Origin of the sequence: Sphingomonas sp. CCH21-G11, from assembly GCF_001555965.1 — a bacterium.
GTDB lineage: Bacteria > Pseudomonadota > Alphaproteobacteria > Sphingomonadales > Sphingomonadaceae > Sphingomonas.
On the sequence record NZ_LSHX01000028.1, the window covers coordinates 82,355 to 96,794 of the forward strand.

Genomic DNA, 14,440 nt, shown 5'->3' on the forward strand with positions numbered 1-14,440 from the left:
CCGTCGCGCGGGGGTCCGCCAAAGGACCGCGAGCAGGAAAGAGGATGACGGGATGGCGGACAGGTTCGACGTGGTGATCGTCGGCGCTGGGCATGGCGGGGCACAGGCCGCGATCGTCCTGCGCCAGCGCGGCTTTGCCGGGACGATCGCGCTCGTCGGGGACGAGCCCGAGCTGCCTTATGAACGCCCGCCGCTCAGCAAGGACTATCTGGCGGGCGACAAGCCGTTCGAGCGCATGCTGATCCGCCCGGCCGGCTTTTGGGCCGAGCGCGCGGTCACGCTGCTGCCCGGTACCGAGGTGACCGCGGTCGATCCGGCTGCACGGCGGCTGGACACCGCGGGCGGCGCGACGATCGGTTATGGCGACCTGATCTGGGCGACCGGCGGTCGGGCGCGACGCATCGCGTGCCCCGGCCACGCGCTGAGCGGTGTCCATTGCGTGCGCGACCGCGCCGATGCCGACCGGATGATCGCGGAACTGCCCGGGGTGCGCGACGTGGTGGTGATCGGCGGCGGCTATATCGGGTTGGAGGCGGCAGCCGTGCTGACCAAGCTCGGGCGGGCGGTGACCGTGGTCGAGGCACAGGACCGCGTGCTGGCCCGCGTCGCCGGCCCCGACCTGTCGCGCTTTTACGAGGCCGAACACCGCGCGCACGGCGTCGACATCCGCCTGTCGAGCGCGGTCGCGGCGATCGAGGGCGATGAAGGCCGGGTCAGCGGCGTGCGGCTGGCCGACGGCACGGTGCTGCCCGCGCAGATGGTGATCGTCGGCATCGGCATCGTCCCCGCCGTCGCGCCGTTGCTGGCGGCGGGCGCGGCGGGGGGCAACGGCGTCGATGTCGACACCCAATGCCGCACCTCGCTGCCCCACATCTATGCGATCGGAGACTGCGCACACCATGCCAATCCCTATGCCGGCGGGGCGATGATCCGGCTGGAATCGGTCCAGAACGCGCACGACCAGGCCAATGTCGCGGTCCAGTCGATCCTGGGCGAGCCCGCGCATTACGATGCGGTACCGTGGTTCTGGTCCAACCAGTACGACCTCAAGCTCCAGACCGTCGGATTGTCGGCGGGACATGACGCGACCGTGCTGCGCGGCGACCCCGCGGCGCGGCAGTTCGCAGTCCTCTATCTGCGCGAGGGCCGGGTGATCGCGCTCGACTGCGTCAATGCGACGCGCGACTATGTCCAGGGCCGCGCACTGGTGACGGCGCGCGCGCGGATCGACCCCGAGCGGCTCGCCGACACGACCGTGCCGCTGAAGGAACTCATCCGGGAATGAGCGGCGAACTGGCGGCGCGGATTGCCGGGTGCACGCACTGTGCCCGGCATCTGCCGCATCCGCCGCGCCCGGTGGTCCGCTTCAGCCCGACCGCGCGGTTGCTGATCATCGGCCAGGCCCCCGGTGCGCGGGTGCACGAAAGCGGCGTGCCGTGGGACGATGCGAGCGGGGCGCGGCTGTGCGAATGGACCGGGATCGAGATGGCGACACTGCACGATCCCGCGCGCGTCGCGCTGGTGCCGATGGGCTTTTGTTATCCGGGCAAGGGTGCCAATGCCGACCTGCCACCGCGCCCCGAATGCGCGCCGCTGTGGCATGACGCCGTGCTGGCGATGCTGCCGCGCGATCGCCTGACCCTGCTGGTCGGCAGCCATGCGCAGGCGCGCTATCTGCCGCGCGCGCCGGGCATGACGATGACCGATCGGGTGCGCGCGTTCAACCGCTGGGGCCCGCACCTGTTTCCCCTGCCCCACCCCGCATGGCGCAGCACCGGCTGGATGCGGCGAAACCCGTGGTTTGCCGAACAGGTACTGCCCGTCCTGCGCGGCGCAGTCCGCCAATTCATTTAGCCGAAAGGCGCTTGCCGCTGCGTGCGGCAATGCCGCATTTCGCTTTCCCTGACCCCCGCCACTCCCTATATCCTCGCTATGGCAACCGACCCCAATTCCAATGATTATGGCGCAGATTCGATCAAGGTCCTGAAGGGCCTCGACGCAGTGCGCAAACGCCCCGGCATGTATATCGGCGACACCGATGACGGCTCCGGCCTGCACCACATGGTGTTCGAGGTTTCCGACAATGCGATCGACGAAGCGCTGGCCGGTCATTGCGACCGGATCGACATCACGCTCAACGCGGACGGCTCGGTGTCGGTCGAGGACAATGGCCGCGGCATTCCGACCGGCATCCACCCGGAGGAAGGCGTGTCGGCGGCAGAGGTCATCATGACCCAGCTGCACGCAGGCGGAAAGTTCGAGAATACGTCGGACACCAACGCGTACAAGGTATCGGGCGGGCTGCACGGCGTCGGCGTCAGCGTCGTCAACGCGCTGTCCGAATGGCTCGACCTCACCATCTGGCGCGACGGCCAGGAACATTACATGCGGTTCGCGTTCGGTGACGCGGTGGCGCCGCTCAAGGTGGTCGGCCCGGCGCCCGCCGGAAAGAAGGGCACGCGCGTCACCTTCCTGCCCAGCCCCGCCACCTTCAAGATCACCGAGTTCGATTTCGACAAGCTCGAGCACCGCTATCGCGAGCTCGCCTTCCTCAATTCGGGCGTGCGGCTGTTCCTCAACGACGCCCGGCACGAAGAGCCCCGGCAGATCGAGCTGTTCTACGAGGGCGGGATCGCCGCGTTCGTCAAATATCTCGACCGCAACAAGCAGCCCCTGATGCCCGAGCCGGTGGCGATCAACGGCCATCGCGACGATGTCGGCATCGACGTCGCGCTGGAGTGGAACGACAGCTATTACGAAAATGTCCTCGCCTTCACCAACAACATCCCCCAGCGCGACGGCGGTACGCATCTGGCGGCATTCCGCGCGGCGCTGACCCGCACGCTCAACAATTATGCCGACAAGTCGGGGATGCTGAAGAAGGAGAAAGTCTCCCTCACCGGCGACGACATGCGCGAGGGGCTGACCGCCATCGTCTCCGTCAAGCTGCCGGACCCCAAGTTTTCCAGCCAGACCAAGGACAAGCTGGTCTCCTCCGAAGTCCGCCAGCCGCTCGAAAGCCTGATGGCCGACAAGCTCGCCGAATGGCTGGAGGAAAACCCCGCCCATGCCCGTGCGATCATCCAGAAGGTGATCGACGCCGCCGCCGCGCGCGAAGCCGCCAAGCGGGCACGCGAGCTGACCCGGCGCAAGGGCGCGATGGATATCGCCAGCCTGCCCGGCAAGCTGGCCGATTGCCAGGAGCGCGACCCCGCCAAGTCGGAATTGTTCCTGGTCGAGGGCGATTCGGCGGGCGGCAGCGCCAAACAGGGCCGCGACCGGCATTTCCAGGCGATCCTGCCGCTGAGGGGCAAGATCCTGAACGTCGAGCGCGCGCGCTTTGACCGGATGCTGTCGAGCCGCGAGATCGGCACGCTGATCCAGGCGATGGGCACCGGCATCGGCCGCGACGATTTCAACATCGCCAAGCTGCGCTATCACAAGATCGTGATCATGACCGACGCCGATGTCGACGGCGCGCATATCCGCACCCTGCTGCTCACCTTCTTCTATCGCCAGATGCCCGAGATCATCGAGAACGGGCACCTCTTCATCGCGCAGCCGCCGCTGTACAAGGCCACGAAAGGCCGCTCCGAAGTCTATCTGAAGGACGATGCCGCGCTCGACGCCTATCTGGTCGAAGCAGGCGTGGCGGCCAACGCGCTCGATACCGCCGCGGGCGCGCGCCGCACCGGCGCCGATCTGCGCGCGCTGGTCGATCATGCACGACGGATGCGCACGCTGATGCGCTATGTCCCGCGTCGCTATGATCCGGTGATCGTCGAGACGCTGGCGCTGACCGGCGCGCTCGACCCCGAAGCGCCGCGCGCCGAACGCGCGTCACGCGCCGATCCGGTGGCGCGCGCGCTCGAGCTGAGCGATCGCGAGGCGCGCTGGTCGGTCGAAGTCACCGGCGAAGGCGGCTATCATTTCCGCCGGCTGTGGCGCGGCGTCACCGATCATCACATCATCGAGCCCGCCTTCGTCGCCTCCGCCGAAGCGCGCAAGCTGCACGCGCTGGCGAGCGAGGAAGTCGCCAGCTACCAGGGTCTGGCGCGGCTGGTGCCGCTGAAGAACGCCGCCGTCGACGCCGCCGCGTCGGGCGAGGCGGAGGCCGGTGGCGCGGACGAGAATGGCGACGAACCCGCCGCGTTGGGCAAGGGCGAATCGCTCGTGTCGCGCCCCTCCGAACTGCTCGCCGCGATCTTGGCGGCGGGGCGCAAGGGACTGTCGATCCAGCGCTACAAGGGACTGGGCGAAATGAACGCCGAGCAGTTGTGGGAAACCACGCTCGATCCCCAGAACCGCGCGATGCTGCGCGTGACCGTCGACCAGGCCGATGTCGCGGACGAGATTTTCACCCGCCTGATGGGCGATGTGGTCGAACCGCGCCGCGAATTCATCCAGGAAAACGCACTGAGCGTCGCTAATCTAGACGTGTGAGCCGGGTCCGGGACGGGATGCGCGATCCCGCCCGGACCGTCCTCATCCGACAACCGTCTGCTCGATCGCGCCGAAGATCGGGTGGTGGCGATCATCCTCCATCCAGATGCGCACCCGGTCGCCGGCCTTCAGGAACGGCGTCGATGGCGTGCCGTCGCGGATCGTCTCGATCATGCGGATTTCGGCGATGCAGCTGTAGCCGACCCCGCCTTCGGCCACCGGCTTGCCCGGTCCGCCATCGGCGTCGCGGTTGGACACCGTGCCCGAACCGATGATCGTCCCCGCCCCCAGCGTCCGCGTGCGCGCGGCGTGCGCGATCAGCGTGCCGAAGTCGAAGGTCATGTCCTCGGCAGCATTGGCGCGCCCGAAGGGCCTGCCGTTCAGATCGACCATCAGCTTGCGATGGAGCTTGCCGTCGCGCCACCAGTCTCCAAGCGCGTCGGGCGTCACGAACACCGGCGAAAAGGCGCTGGCCGGCTTGGACTGGAAAAAGCCGAAGCCCTTGGCCAGTTCGCCGGGAATGAGGTTGCGCAGCGACACGTCGTTGGTCAGCCCGACCAGGCGGACCGCCGCCAGCGCTTCGTCGCGGCTCGCCCCCATCGGCACGTCACCGGTCACGACGACGACCTCGCCCTCCAGATCGCAGCCCCAGCTTTCGTCCTTGAGCGGGATCGGGTCGCGCGGCGCCAGGAACGCGTCGGACCCGCCCTGATACATCAGCGGGTCGTGCCAGAAGCTGTCCGGAAGCTCCGCGCCGCGTGCCTGCCGGACCAGTGCGACATGGTTCACATAGGCCGATCCGTCGGCCCATTGATAGGCGCGCGGCAGCGGCGAGGCGGCCTCGCGCTCGTGGAAGCGCTCGCGCGGGATCGCCTCGTGCTCAAGGTCGACGGCGAGGTTGCGCAGCGCCGGTGCCAGCCTGTCCCAATCGTCCAGCGCCGCCTGCAATGTCGGCGCGATGTTCGTCGCATCGGCGCACCACGCCAGATCGCCGGACACGACCACCAGGCGACCGTCGCGGCCATGTTTGAGACTGGCTAATTTCATGTTCTCTCCCAATGGGTTGCAGCACCGCCCGGAATTCCGTGCTGGCAGACGGAGGACCGGTCGGGGTTGTTGACACCGGCGTTGCCTGCCACCATCCGGTGGCGATGACCAGTTCCTTCGGCTTTCTCGATCATCCTGGCGAGATGGCGGCGCGTATTCGCGCGATCGACTGGTCGGCGCACCCGCTCGGCGTCCCGGAAAGCTGGCCGCAGGCCCTGCGCTTCGCGCTCGATCTCTGCCTGGCGTCGAGCTATCCGACCGCGATCTACTGGGGCGAGCCGCTCTGGCTGCTCTACAACGACGCCTGGGCTCCGATTCCGGCGGATCGCCACCCGGGCGCGCTCGCCCGCCCCGCGCGCGAGGTGTGGCACGACATCTGGGACGTCGTCGGTCCCCAGTTCGAAAGCGTGATGGCGAGCGGGATCGGCCACGCTTCCTATGATCAGTTGTTGCGCATGGAGCGCGACGGCGCGCCCCGGGAAACCTACTGGACCTACAGCTTCACGCCGATCCGCGACGAACACGGCCGGATTGCGGGCGTGCTCAACCATGGCAACGAAACCACAAGGCTGGTCCTGGCGGAGCGGGTGCAGACAGCGGAGATCACCCGTCTGCGCGAGCTGTTCGCACAGACGCCCGCGGCGGCCGCGCTGGTGATCGGGCCGGAGCATGTCCACGAGCTGGCCAATCCCGGTTATCGCGAGCTGGTCGGGCGCGACCAGCTGGAGGGGCGACCGGTCGCCGAGGTGATGCCCGAGCTCGTCGAGCAGGGCTATGTCGAACTGCTCGACCGGGTGTGGGCGACCAGCCAGGCCTATCGTGGCGAGGGGCGCAGTGTCCGGGTGCATCGCGCCGGCCAGGATACGCCCGAGGAACGGCTGGTCGATTTCGCGTTCCAGCCGTTCCGCGACGCGGGGGGCACGATGGTGGGCGTCCTGATCCAGGTCGTCGACATCACCGAGCGTGCACGCGCGGAAATGGCGCTGCGCGCGAGCGAGGACCGACTGAAGCTGGCGCTCGATTCATCGAGCGGCCTGGGCACCTGGGACTGGGACCTCACCACTGGGCTGGTGATCAGCGACGCACGCTTCGCCGAACTTTACGGCATGTCGGGCGCCGAGTCGGCACGCGGGATCGACGTCAACGCCTTCTTTCCCGCAATCCATCCCGACGACCTGCCGCGCGTCTCGGCGGCGATCGAGGAAAGCCTGACCACCGGTGCGCCGTATGACGTCGAGTATCGCGTCGTCCGGGACGCGGGCGACGTGCGCTGGATCGCGGTGCAGGGCCGGGTCACCTATGCGCCCGACGGGTCGCCGCTGCGCTTTGCCGGCATCAGTTTCGACATCACGCGCCGCTACGAAGCCGAGGAACGCGCGCGCGCCGCGGTCGAAACGCTGCATGCCACGACCGAGACCCAGTCCTTCATCTACCGGCTTGCCGACCGTCAGCGGCGGCTGGAGACCCCGGAAGCCGTGATGCGCGAGACCGCGGAGGCGCTGGCGGCCCAGCTCGGCCTCGACCGTGCCGGGTTTTTTCAGGTGCGCGAAAACCGGATGGTGTTCGGCCCCTGCTGGACGTCGGGCGCATTGCCACCGACGCAGGGCAGCGTGCCGGTCGATCGGCTCGGGGAGACGATCCTGAACCGCTATCGATCGGGGCAGACGATCCTGTCGCGCGATGCGCGCGAGGACCCGGATTTTCAGGAGACGATCGGGTCGTGGACCGTGGTGTCGGGCATCGGCGTGCCGCTCCTGCGTGCGGGCGAATGGGTCGCGAGCCTGCATGTCGGCAGCGCCACGCCGCGCGACTGGAGCGCGGATGAAATCGCGCTGGTCGAGGCCGTGGCGGAAATCACCTGGGACGCGGTCGGTCGGCTGGCCGCACTCAGCGCGCTCAGGGAAAGCGAGGCCAAGTTCCGCGCGATCACCAATTCGGTCGACCAGATGATCTGGTCGACGCGCCCCGACGGTTATCATGATTATTTCAACGACCGCTGGTATGAATATACCGGCGTTCCTTATGGCTCGACCGATGGCGAACTGTGGAACGGCATCTTTCACCCCGAAGACCAGGCGCGTTCGATCGCCGCATGGTCGCACAGCCTGGCGACGGGCGAGCCCTATCACATCGAATATCGCCTGCGCCATGTGAGCGGCGTCTATCGCTGGGTGCTGGGACGCGCCCAGCCGGTGCGCGACGATCAGGGACGGATCACCCGCTGGTTCGGTACATGCACCGACATCCAGGAGATCGTCGACGCGCGCGAAGTGCTCAGCCGATCGCGCGTCGAGCTGGAGCACGCGGTCGAGGCGCGCACGCGCGAGCTGCTGGCAGCGCAGGACCAGTTGCGCCAGGCCCAGAAGATGGAGGCGGTCGGCCAGCTGACCGGCGGCATTGCGCACGATTTCAACAACATGCTCGCCGTCGTCATCGGCGCGCTCGACCTGCTCGAGCGGCGGATGGCGCGCGGCGAGCGGGACATCACCCGTTACGTCGTCGCCGCGCGCGACGGGGCCGAGCGGGCGGCGGCATTGGTGCGCCGGCTGCTCGCCTTTTCCCGCCGGTCGACGCTGGAGCCGCGCACGATCGACGTGAACGCGATGGTGCGCGGGATGATCGACCTGCTCAACCGGACGCTGGGCGAGAGCGTGCAGGTCGAAACCTGGCTTGCCGCCGATCTGGGCAATGCGCGGGTCGATCCCGGCCAGCTCGAAAACGCGATCCTCAATCTGGGCGTCAACGCGCGCGATGCGATGCCGCGCGGCGGCCGGTTGACGATCGCCACGGTCAACCGCCAGCTGAGCCAGGACCAGGCCGCGCGGCTGGGGGTGGATGCCGGCGACTATGTCGAGATCGCGGTATCCGATTCGGGCATGGGCATGTCCCCCGCGGTGCTGGAGCGCGCGTTCGACCCGTTCTTCACCACCAAGGATGTGGGCAAGGGCACCGGGCTGGGGCTGAGCCAGGTGTTCGGATTCGTCCGGCAATCGGGGGGGCACGTGACGATCGACAGCGCCGAGAATCAGGGGACGACGGTGCGGATGCTGCTGCCGCTCGATCGGGGCAGCGCGGATCCGGGCATCGACCTGGTCAAATCGGAAGACACGCCGGTCGGCCGGGGCGAGCATATCCTGGTCGTCGAGGATGAGGCGAGGGTTCGCGCCTATTCGTGCGAGGCGCTGCGCGAACTGGGTTATGTCGTCCATGAAGCCGCGTCGGCCGACGCCGCGCTTGCGTTGCTCGGCCAGGGCCAGCCGGTCGACCTGCTGTTCACCGACGTGGTGATGCCGGGGATGCTGGGCACCGAGCTCGCCGCCGCCGCGCGCCGGCATCGCCCCGGGCTGGCGGTGCTCTTTACCAGTGGCCATGTCCGCGACGCGGCCGCCGCCGACCTGCCCGGCATCCCCGGCGTCACCACGACCGAGCTGCTGGTCAAGCCGTTCACCGTCGATGCGCTGGCCCGGCGGGTACGCGCAGCGCTGGATTCACCCTCGCCGCGCGTCATGGCGGTGGACGACCGCGCCGCATCGCACTAGGGCGTCCGGTCGCCGGGACCGCAAAACCGGCGGCAGCGAAGGAAGCAATGTGGCCAATGTGGCAGTGATCGGCGCCCAATGGGGCGACGAGGGCAAGGGCAAGATCGTCGACTGGCTGGCCGAACGCGCCGACATCGTCGTGCGGTTTCAGGGCGGACACAATGCCGGTCATACGCTGGTGGTCGGCGAACAGGTCTATAAACTGTCGCTGCTGCCGTCGGGCATCGTGCGCGGCACGCCCAGCGTCATCGGCAACGGCGTCGTGCTGGACCCCTGGGCGCTGCGCGACGAGGTCGAACGGCTGCGCGGCCAGGGCGTCGCGGTGACTCCCGAGACGCTGATGATCGCGGACAATTGCGCGCTGATCCTGCCCTTTCACCGCGACCTCGACGCGCTGCGCGAGGATGCAAGTGGTGCCGGCAAGATCGGCACGACGCGGCGTGGCATCGGTCCCGCCTATGAGGACAAGGTCGGGCGGCGCGCGATCCGGGTGTGCGACCTCGCCCATCTCGACACGCTCGATCCCCAGCTCGACCGGCTGACCGCGCATCACGACGCGCTGCGCGCCGGTTTCGGCGTCGCGGCGATCGACCGCGCCGAGCTGCTGGCGCAGTTGCGCGAGATCGCCGGCTTCGTCCTGCCCTACGCGCGCCCGGTGTGGCGCGAACTGAACGAGGCGCGCGCGCGGGGCCGCCGCATCCTGTTCGAAGGCGCGCAGGGCGTGCTGCTCGACATCGACCACGGCACCTATCCCTTCGTCACCTCGTCCAACACCATCGCGGGCACCGCGGCGGGCGGGTCGGGACTGGGGCCGGGCGCGGTCGGCTTCGTGCTCGGCATCGCCAAGGCCTATACGACCCGGGTCGGCTCCGGCCCCTTCCCCACCGAGCTGGCGGACGCGACCGGTGAGCGGCTGGGCGAACGCGGCCGCGAATTCGGCACCGTCACGGGGCGCAAGCGCCGCTGTGGCTGGTTCGACGCGGTGCTGGTGCGTCAGTCGGTCGCGGTGTCGGGCGTGACCGGCATTGCGCTCACCAAGCTGGACGTGCTCGACGGGTTCGACGAGATCCGCATCTGCACCGGCTATCGCCTGGCCGGCGCGACGCTGGACCATTTCCCGGCCCATGCCGGGGACCAGGCAGCGGTCGAGCCGGTCTATGAAACGATGGCGGGCTGGCACGAATCGACCGCGGGCGCGCGCAGCTGGGCCGATCTGCCCGCGCAGGCGATCAAATATGTCCGCCGGATCGAGGAGTTGATCCAGTGCCCGGTGGCGCTCGTGTCGACCAGCCCCGAGCGCCAGGACACCATTCTGGTCCGTGATCCCTTCGCGGATTGAAGGGTGCGCAGATAGAATCATATTTCTTCTTCGCCCGCTCATCCTGAGTAGCCGCTGAGCTTGCCGAAGCGGCGTATCGAAGGACGCACGCGACCTCTGCGTCCTTCGATACGGGCCTTCGCCAGGCTCAGTCCCTACTGAGGATGAGCGGGGTTTGGGGTTGATAAAGAGGCTTTCAAAGCAGACATGACCATCGTGACCCCTGCCCAACCCGTGACGCTGCCGGCCGATTGGCGCGATTTCCTCGCGCTGACCAAGCCGCGCGTGATGACGCTGGTCGTTTATTCGGGGCTGGCCGGGATGCTCGCCGCGCCCGGCGGCATCGATCCGGTCCTGGGCTTCACCGCGATCCTGTGCATCGCGCTCGGCGCGGGCGCGGCGGCGGCGCTCAACCAATGGTATGAAAGCGACATCGACGCGCTGATGAAGCGGACGGCCGGACGGCCGCTGCCCGCAGGCCGGATGGACCGCCAGACCGCGCTGCACTTCGGTGTCGGCACCGGGGTGCTGTCGGTCGTGCTGATGGGCCTCGCGCTCAACTATGTCGCGGCGGGAATCCTGGCGCTATCGATCCTCTATTATGTTTTGATCTATACCGTTTGGCTGAAGCGCCGCACCCCCCAGAACATCGTGATCGGCGGGGCGGCGGGCGCGTTTCCGCCGCTGATCGGCTGGGCGGCGGCGACCGGCGACGTCTCTGCGCTGCCGATTCTCATGTTCCTCATCATCTTTTTGTGGACCCCGCCGCACAGCTGGGCGCTCGCGCTGTTCGTGCGCACCGATTATGCCAATGCCGGCGTGCCGATGATGCCGGTGGTTGCCGGCGAACGCTCGACCCGGCGACAGGTCGGGCTCTACACCATCCCGATGGTGGCAGCTGCGATCGCGCCGTGGCCGCTGGGGCTGGCCGGCGGGCTCTACGGTATAACGGCGATCGTGACGGGCGTGATCTTCGGCTGGTATGCGGCGATCGTCGCGATGCGTGTGCCGGCCGCGGACGATAAAATGAAGCCGGAAAAGAAGCTCTTCGCCTTTTCCATCCTCTACCTCTTCATCCTCTTTGGCGTATTGGTGATCGACAAATGGATCCTTTGACCCCCCTCCAGAAAAGCGAGGCGATCCGCGCCCGCCAGCGCGCCCGCGCACGCGTGATGGCGTTGATGCTGGGCGGCTTCTGCATCCTGATGTTCGCGATCACCATCGCCAAGATTCGCGCGGGGATGGGCGGATGACCCGCAATCTGCGCACCGCATTGCTCGCGGCGGCCGGCGTCGTCGGCATGGGCGGGCTGGGCTATGCTAGCGTCCCGCTCTACCGGATATTCTGCCAGGTCACGGGATTGAACGGAACGACCCAGCGTGGCCAGGCGGCACCGGGCGCGATCGACCGTCAGGTGACGGTGCGGTTCGATAGCAACACCGCACAGTCGCTCGCTTGGGACTTCAAGCCGTCGGTGCGCGCCGAGCAGGTGACGGTCGGCGCACGCGAGATGACCTATTTCATCGCGCGCAACCGTTCGGACAGGACCGTCACGGGCACCGCCAGCTTCAACGTCACCCCGGCGATTGCGGGCCAGTATTTCACCAAGATCCAATGCTTCTGCTTCAGCGAACAGACGCTCAAGCCCGGCGAGGAAGTGCGGATGCCGGTGATCTACTATGTCGATCCGCGCATCGCCGACGACCCGGACGCCAAGGACGTTACCGCAATTACGCTGTCCTACACATTTTACCCGGTGGATTCTGGCAAAAGCGCAAGCTAGAGCACGACCGGATCAACGAACCCACGGACCAAGGACGGATCATGGCCGGCGCCAAGAACCACGATTATCACATTCTTCCCCCCAGCATCTGGCCGATGATGTGCTCGCTCGCCGCGTTCGGCGCGGCGGCCGGCGGCATCATGTGGATGCGCGACGCGGCCGGCGGCCCGGCGATCTTTGGCGTGGCGATGATCGCGCTGCTGTTCTTCATGGGATCGTGGTGGGCGGATGTGGTGCGCGAGGCGCATGCCGGCGACCATACCCCCGTCGTCCAGCTGCACCTGCGCTATGGCATGATTCTGTTCATCGCGTCGGAAGTGATGTTCTTCGTCGGCTGGTTTTGGTCGTGGTTCGATTTCTCGCTGTTCCCGGTGCCGCTCGAAATCACCGAAAGCGGCGTCGCCAACCTGATCGGCCAGGACGGCGCGAACGCGCTGCTGAGCTGGCCGCCCAAGGGGCTGGAGGTCATCGACCCGTTCCACTTCCCGCTGCTCAACACCTTCATCCTCCTGCTGTCCGGCACCACGGTAACCTGGGCGCATCATGCCCTGATCCACGGCGAGCGCGGCGGCGAGATGAAGGGGCTGTGGGGCCTGATCGGCGTCGGCGAGCATGACGGCCTGAAAAAGGGCCTGTGGCTGACGATCATCCTCGGCCTGATCTTCAGCGCTGTCCAGGCATATGAATATGCCCACGCACCCTTCCCGTTCGGCCAGTCCAACTACAGCTCGGCCTTCTACATGGCGACCGGCTTTCACGGCTTCCACGTCATCATCGGCACGCTGTTCCTGATGGTTTGCCTCTATCGCGCCTATGCCGGCCACTTTACCCCGCGCCAGCATTTCGGGTTCGAAGCCGCCGCCTGGTACTGGCATTTCGTCGACGTCGTGTGGCTGTTCCTGTTCGTCGTCGTCTATGTCTGGGGCGGCTGGGGCGCCGAAATCCACTAGGATGGATGCCGGCGACTGGCAGCTTGCACAGGTCAATATCGGGCGGCTCGTCGCGCCGTCCGACGACCGCCAAGTCGCCGGTTTTTTCGCCGAGCTCGACCGCATCAATGCCATCGCCGATGCATCGCCCGGCTTTGTGTGGCGGCTGCAGGACAATGGCGGCAACGCCACCGCCTATCAGCCGACGCCGGACCCGCGGCTGATCGTGAACCTGTCGGTCTGGAAGGATGCGGACGCGCTGTTCGCCTTCGTCTATCGCAGCGCGCATACCCCCGTGATGACGCAACGCCGCAGCTGGTTCGAGCGTTTCGACGGCGCTTATCAGGCGTTGTGGTGGGTTCCGGCCGGCACGCGCCCGACCATCGACGATGCGCTGGCACGACTTTGGCTGCTCGATCGTTATGGCCCACATGAGCAGGCCTTCACCTTCAAATCGATCCACCCCCGCCCCGGCACCGGACATGGGCCGGTCGACATGGGTCCCGACCCCTGGTGCGTCGGTCACGCCTGACGCCCAGCCCGGACTGGCCGAGATGGCGGTGAAGGGCCTGTGCCCGCGATGCCGCGCGCCGACCCTGTTCGCCGGAACCGTGCGCTTCGCGCAACACTGCCGTGCTTGCGGCCTTGATTTCGGCGCGTTCAACGTCGGTGACGGCCCCGCGGCTTTTCTGACGCTGATCCTCGGCACGCTGATTACCGTGCTCGCGGTCATGGTCGAGCTGGCGTTCAGCCCGGCCTGGTGGGTGCACCTGCTCCTGTGGCTGCCGCTCGGGCTCGTCACGATCGTCGCGGCGCTGCGGCTGACCAAGGCGGCACTGATCGCGCTCGAATATCGCAACGCCGCCCGCGAGGGGCGGATCGTCGAGGGGGATGGCGAATGACGCGCTGGCCGGTCATTCCCACCGCGATCGTTGCCATGGCCGTCGCCGCGATGATCGGGCTGGGCATCTGGCAGCTCGACCGACGCGGCGAGAAGGCGGCGCTGATCGCGCAATATCGTGCCAACCTGACTAAACCGGTGATGGCGTTCCCGCGCTTCGGCGGCGATGCCCATCTGTTCCGCCGGGCGAGCGCGTTGTGCCTCGAGGTGATCGACTGGCGTACGGAGGGCGCGGGCAGCCTGGGCTGGCGTCACATCGCCGATTGCCGCACCGGCGCGGAGGGCCCGCTGCTCAGCATCGACATGGGCGTGTCAAAGACGCCCGATCGCAGGCCCGACTGGCGCGGTGGCGAAGTGACGGGCACGATCACGACGACGCGCGCAGAGGGGTCGGGACTATGGCGGGCGCTGACCGGCGGCGGCCAGCCGGTCACGCTGATGCTCGTCGCCGAAACCCCCGCCCCCGGCTTTGCCCCCAGC

13 protein-coding genes are annotated in these 14,440 nt (G+C 67.7%); 12 read left to right on the forward strand and 1 reads right to left on the reverse strand.

The genetic code is table 11. The features are described 5' to 3' along the window. Positions 1–52: 52 nt before the first annotated feature. The 3 genes from AX676_RS06590 (at position 53) to gyrB (ending at position 4,443) form a co-directional block, all read left to right on the forward strand. Positions 53–1,285, forward strand: coding sequence for an NAD(P)/FAD-dependent oxidoreductase (locus AX676_RS06590; protein ID WP_066482214.1), 1,233 nt, complete (start codon positions 53–55; stop codon positions 1,283–1,285). After that, entirely contained in the window at positions 1,282–1,854 is a 573-nt protein-coding gene (locus AX676_RS06595; RefSeq protein ID WP_066482216.1) for a uracil-DNA glycosylase family protein, read from the forward strand. The genes AX676_RS06590 and AX676_RS06595 overlap by 4 nt, the downstream gene beginning before the upstream one ends. A gap of 78 nt (positions 1,855–1,932) precedes the next feature. Next, positions 1,933–4,443, forward strand: a complete 2,511-nt coding sequence (gene gyrB / locus AX676_RS06600; protein WP_066482221.1) for a DNA topoisomerase (ATP-hydrolyzing) subunit B — start codon at positions 1,933–1,935, stop codon at positions 4,441–4,443. 42 nt (positions 4,444–4,485) lie between these two features. Here gyrB and AX676_RS06605 read toward each other — a convergent pair whose 3' ends face one another. Beyond that, a complete protein-coding gene (locus AX676_RS06605; RefSeq protein ID WP_066482224.1) occupies positions 4,486–5,490 on the reverse strand; it encodes a fumarylacetoacetate hydrolase family protein in 1,005 nt (334 codons plus the stop codon). Positions 5,491–5,594: 104 nt separating this feature from the next. Here AX676_RS06605 and AX676_RS06610 point away from each other — a divergent pair, with 104 nt between their 5' ends. The 9 genes from AX676_RS06610 to AX676_RS06645 form a co-directional block, all read left to right on the forward strand. Then, the gene (locus tag AX676_RS06610) at positions 5,595–9,029 is read left to right on the forward strand and encodes a PAS domain-containing protein (RefSeq protein ID WP_231726153.1); all 3,435 of its coding nucleotides are present in this window, start codon (positions 5,595–5,597) and stop codon (positions 9,027–9,029) included. 49 nt (positions 9,030–9,078) lie between these two features. After that, the gene (locus AX676_RS06615) at positions 9,079–10,368 is read left to right on the forward strand and encodes an adenylosuccinate synthase (RefSeq protein ID WP_066482277.1); all 1,290 of its coding nucleotides are present in this window, start codon (positions 9,079–9,081) and stop codon (positions 10,366–10,368) included. Between the two features lie 186 nt (positions 10,369–10,554). Further along, positions 10,555–11,463, forward strand: a complete 909-nt coding sequence (locus tag AX676_RS06620; protein WP_082731209.1) for a heme o synthase — start codon at positions 10,555–10,557, stop codon at positions 11,461–11,463. Further along, positions 11,451–11,600, forward strand: a complete 150-nt coding sequence (locus AX676_RS18040) for a hypothetical protein (protein ID WP_197417189.1) — start codon at positions 11,451–11,453, stop codon at positions 11,598–11,600. Before AX676_RS06620 ends, AX676_RS18040 begins: the two co-directional genes overlap by 13 nt. Next, the gene (locus AX676_RS06625) at positions 11,597–12,130 is read left to right on the forward strand and encodes a cytochrome c oxidase assembly protein (protein ID WP_066482226.1); all 534 of its coding nucleotides are present in this window, start codon (positions 11,597–11,599) and stop codon (positions 12,128–12,130) included. The genes AX676_RS18040 and AX676_RS06625 overlap by 4 nt, the downstream gene beginning before the upstream one ends. A 41-nt stretch (positions 12,131–12,171) precedes the next feature. Next, the gene (locus AX676_RS06630) at positions 12,172–13,080 is read left to right on the forward strand and encodes a cytochrome c oxidase subunit 3 (protein ID WP_066482229.1); all 909 of its coding nucleotides are present in this window, start codon (positions 12,172–12,174) and stop codon (positions 13,078–13,080) included. Between the two features lies 1 nt (position 13,081). Continuing rightward, the gene (locus tag AX676_RS06635; RefSeq protein WP_066482233.1) at positions 13,082–13,591 is read left to right on the forward strand and encodes a DUF3291 domain-containing protein; all 510 of its coding nucleotides are present in this window, start codon (positions 13,082–13,084) and stop codon (positions 13,589–13,591) included. Between the two features lie 22 nt (positions 13,592–13,613). Further along, complete coding sequence (locus AX676_RS06640) at positions 13,614–13,961, forward strand: DUF983 domain-containing protein (protein ID WP_066482235.1); 348 nt, start codon at positions 13,614–13,616, stop codon at positions 13,959–13,961. Continuing rightward, positions 13,958–14,440 (forward strand): SURF1 family cytochrome oxidase biogenesis protein (locus AX676_RS06645; RefSeq protein ID WP_066482237.1); only part of this gene is annotated, 483 nt, incomplete at its 3' end. The genes AX676_RS06640 and AX676_RS06645, both read left to right, overlap by 4 nt.

Bases quoted from the DNA above. Each gene is read 5' to 3' on its own strand.
- AX676_RS06590 (WP_066482214.1), top strand. From the start codon at position 53: ATGGCGGACAGGTTCGACGTGGTGATCGTCGGCGCTGGGCATGGCGGG.
- AX676_RS06595 (WP_066482216.1), top strand. From the start codon at position 1,282: ATGAGCGGCGAACTGGCGGCGCGGATTGCCGGGTGCACGCACTGTGCC.
- gyrB (WP_066482221.1), top strand. From the start codon at position 1,933: ATGGCAACCGACCCCAATTCCAATGATTATGGCGCAGATTCGATCAAG.
- AX676_RS06605 (WP_066482224.1), bottom strand. From the start codon at position 5,490: ATGAAATTAGCCAGTCTCAAACATGGCCGCGACGGTCGCCTGGTGGTC.
- AX676_RS06610 (WP_231726153.1), top strand. From the start codon at position 5,595: ATGACCAGTTCCTTCGGCTTTCTCGATCATCCTGGCGAGATGGCGGCG.
- AX676_RS06620 (WP_082731209.1), top strand. From the start codon at position 10,555: ATGACCATCGTGACCCCTGCCCAACCCGTGACGCTGCCGGCCGATTGG.
- AX676_RS18040 (WP_197417189.1), top strand. From the start codon at position 11,451: ATGGATCCTTTGACCCCCCTCCAGAAAAGCGAGGCGATCCGCGCCCGC.
- AX676_RS06625 (WP_066482226.1), top strand. From the start codon at position 11,597: ATGACCCGCAATCTGCGCACCGCATTGCTCGCGGCGGCCGGCGTCGTC.
- AX676_RS06630 (WP_066482229.1), top strand. From the start codon at position 12,172: ATGGCCGGCGCCAAGAACCACGATTATCACATTCTTCCCCCCAGCATC.
- AX676_RS06635 (WP_066482233.1), top strand. From the start codon at position 13,082: ATGGATGCCGGCGACTGGCAGCTTGCACAGGTCAATATCGGGCGGCTC.
- AX676_RS06640 (WP_066482235.1), top strand. From the start codon at position 13,614: ATGGCGGTGAAGGGCCTGTGCCCGCGATGCCGCGCGCCGACCCTGTTC.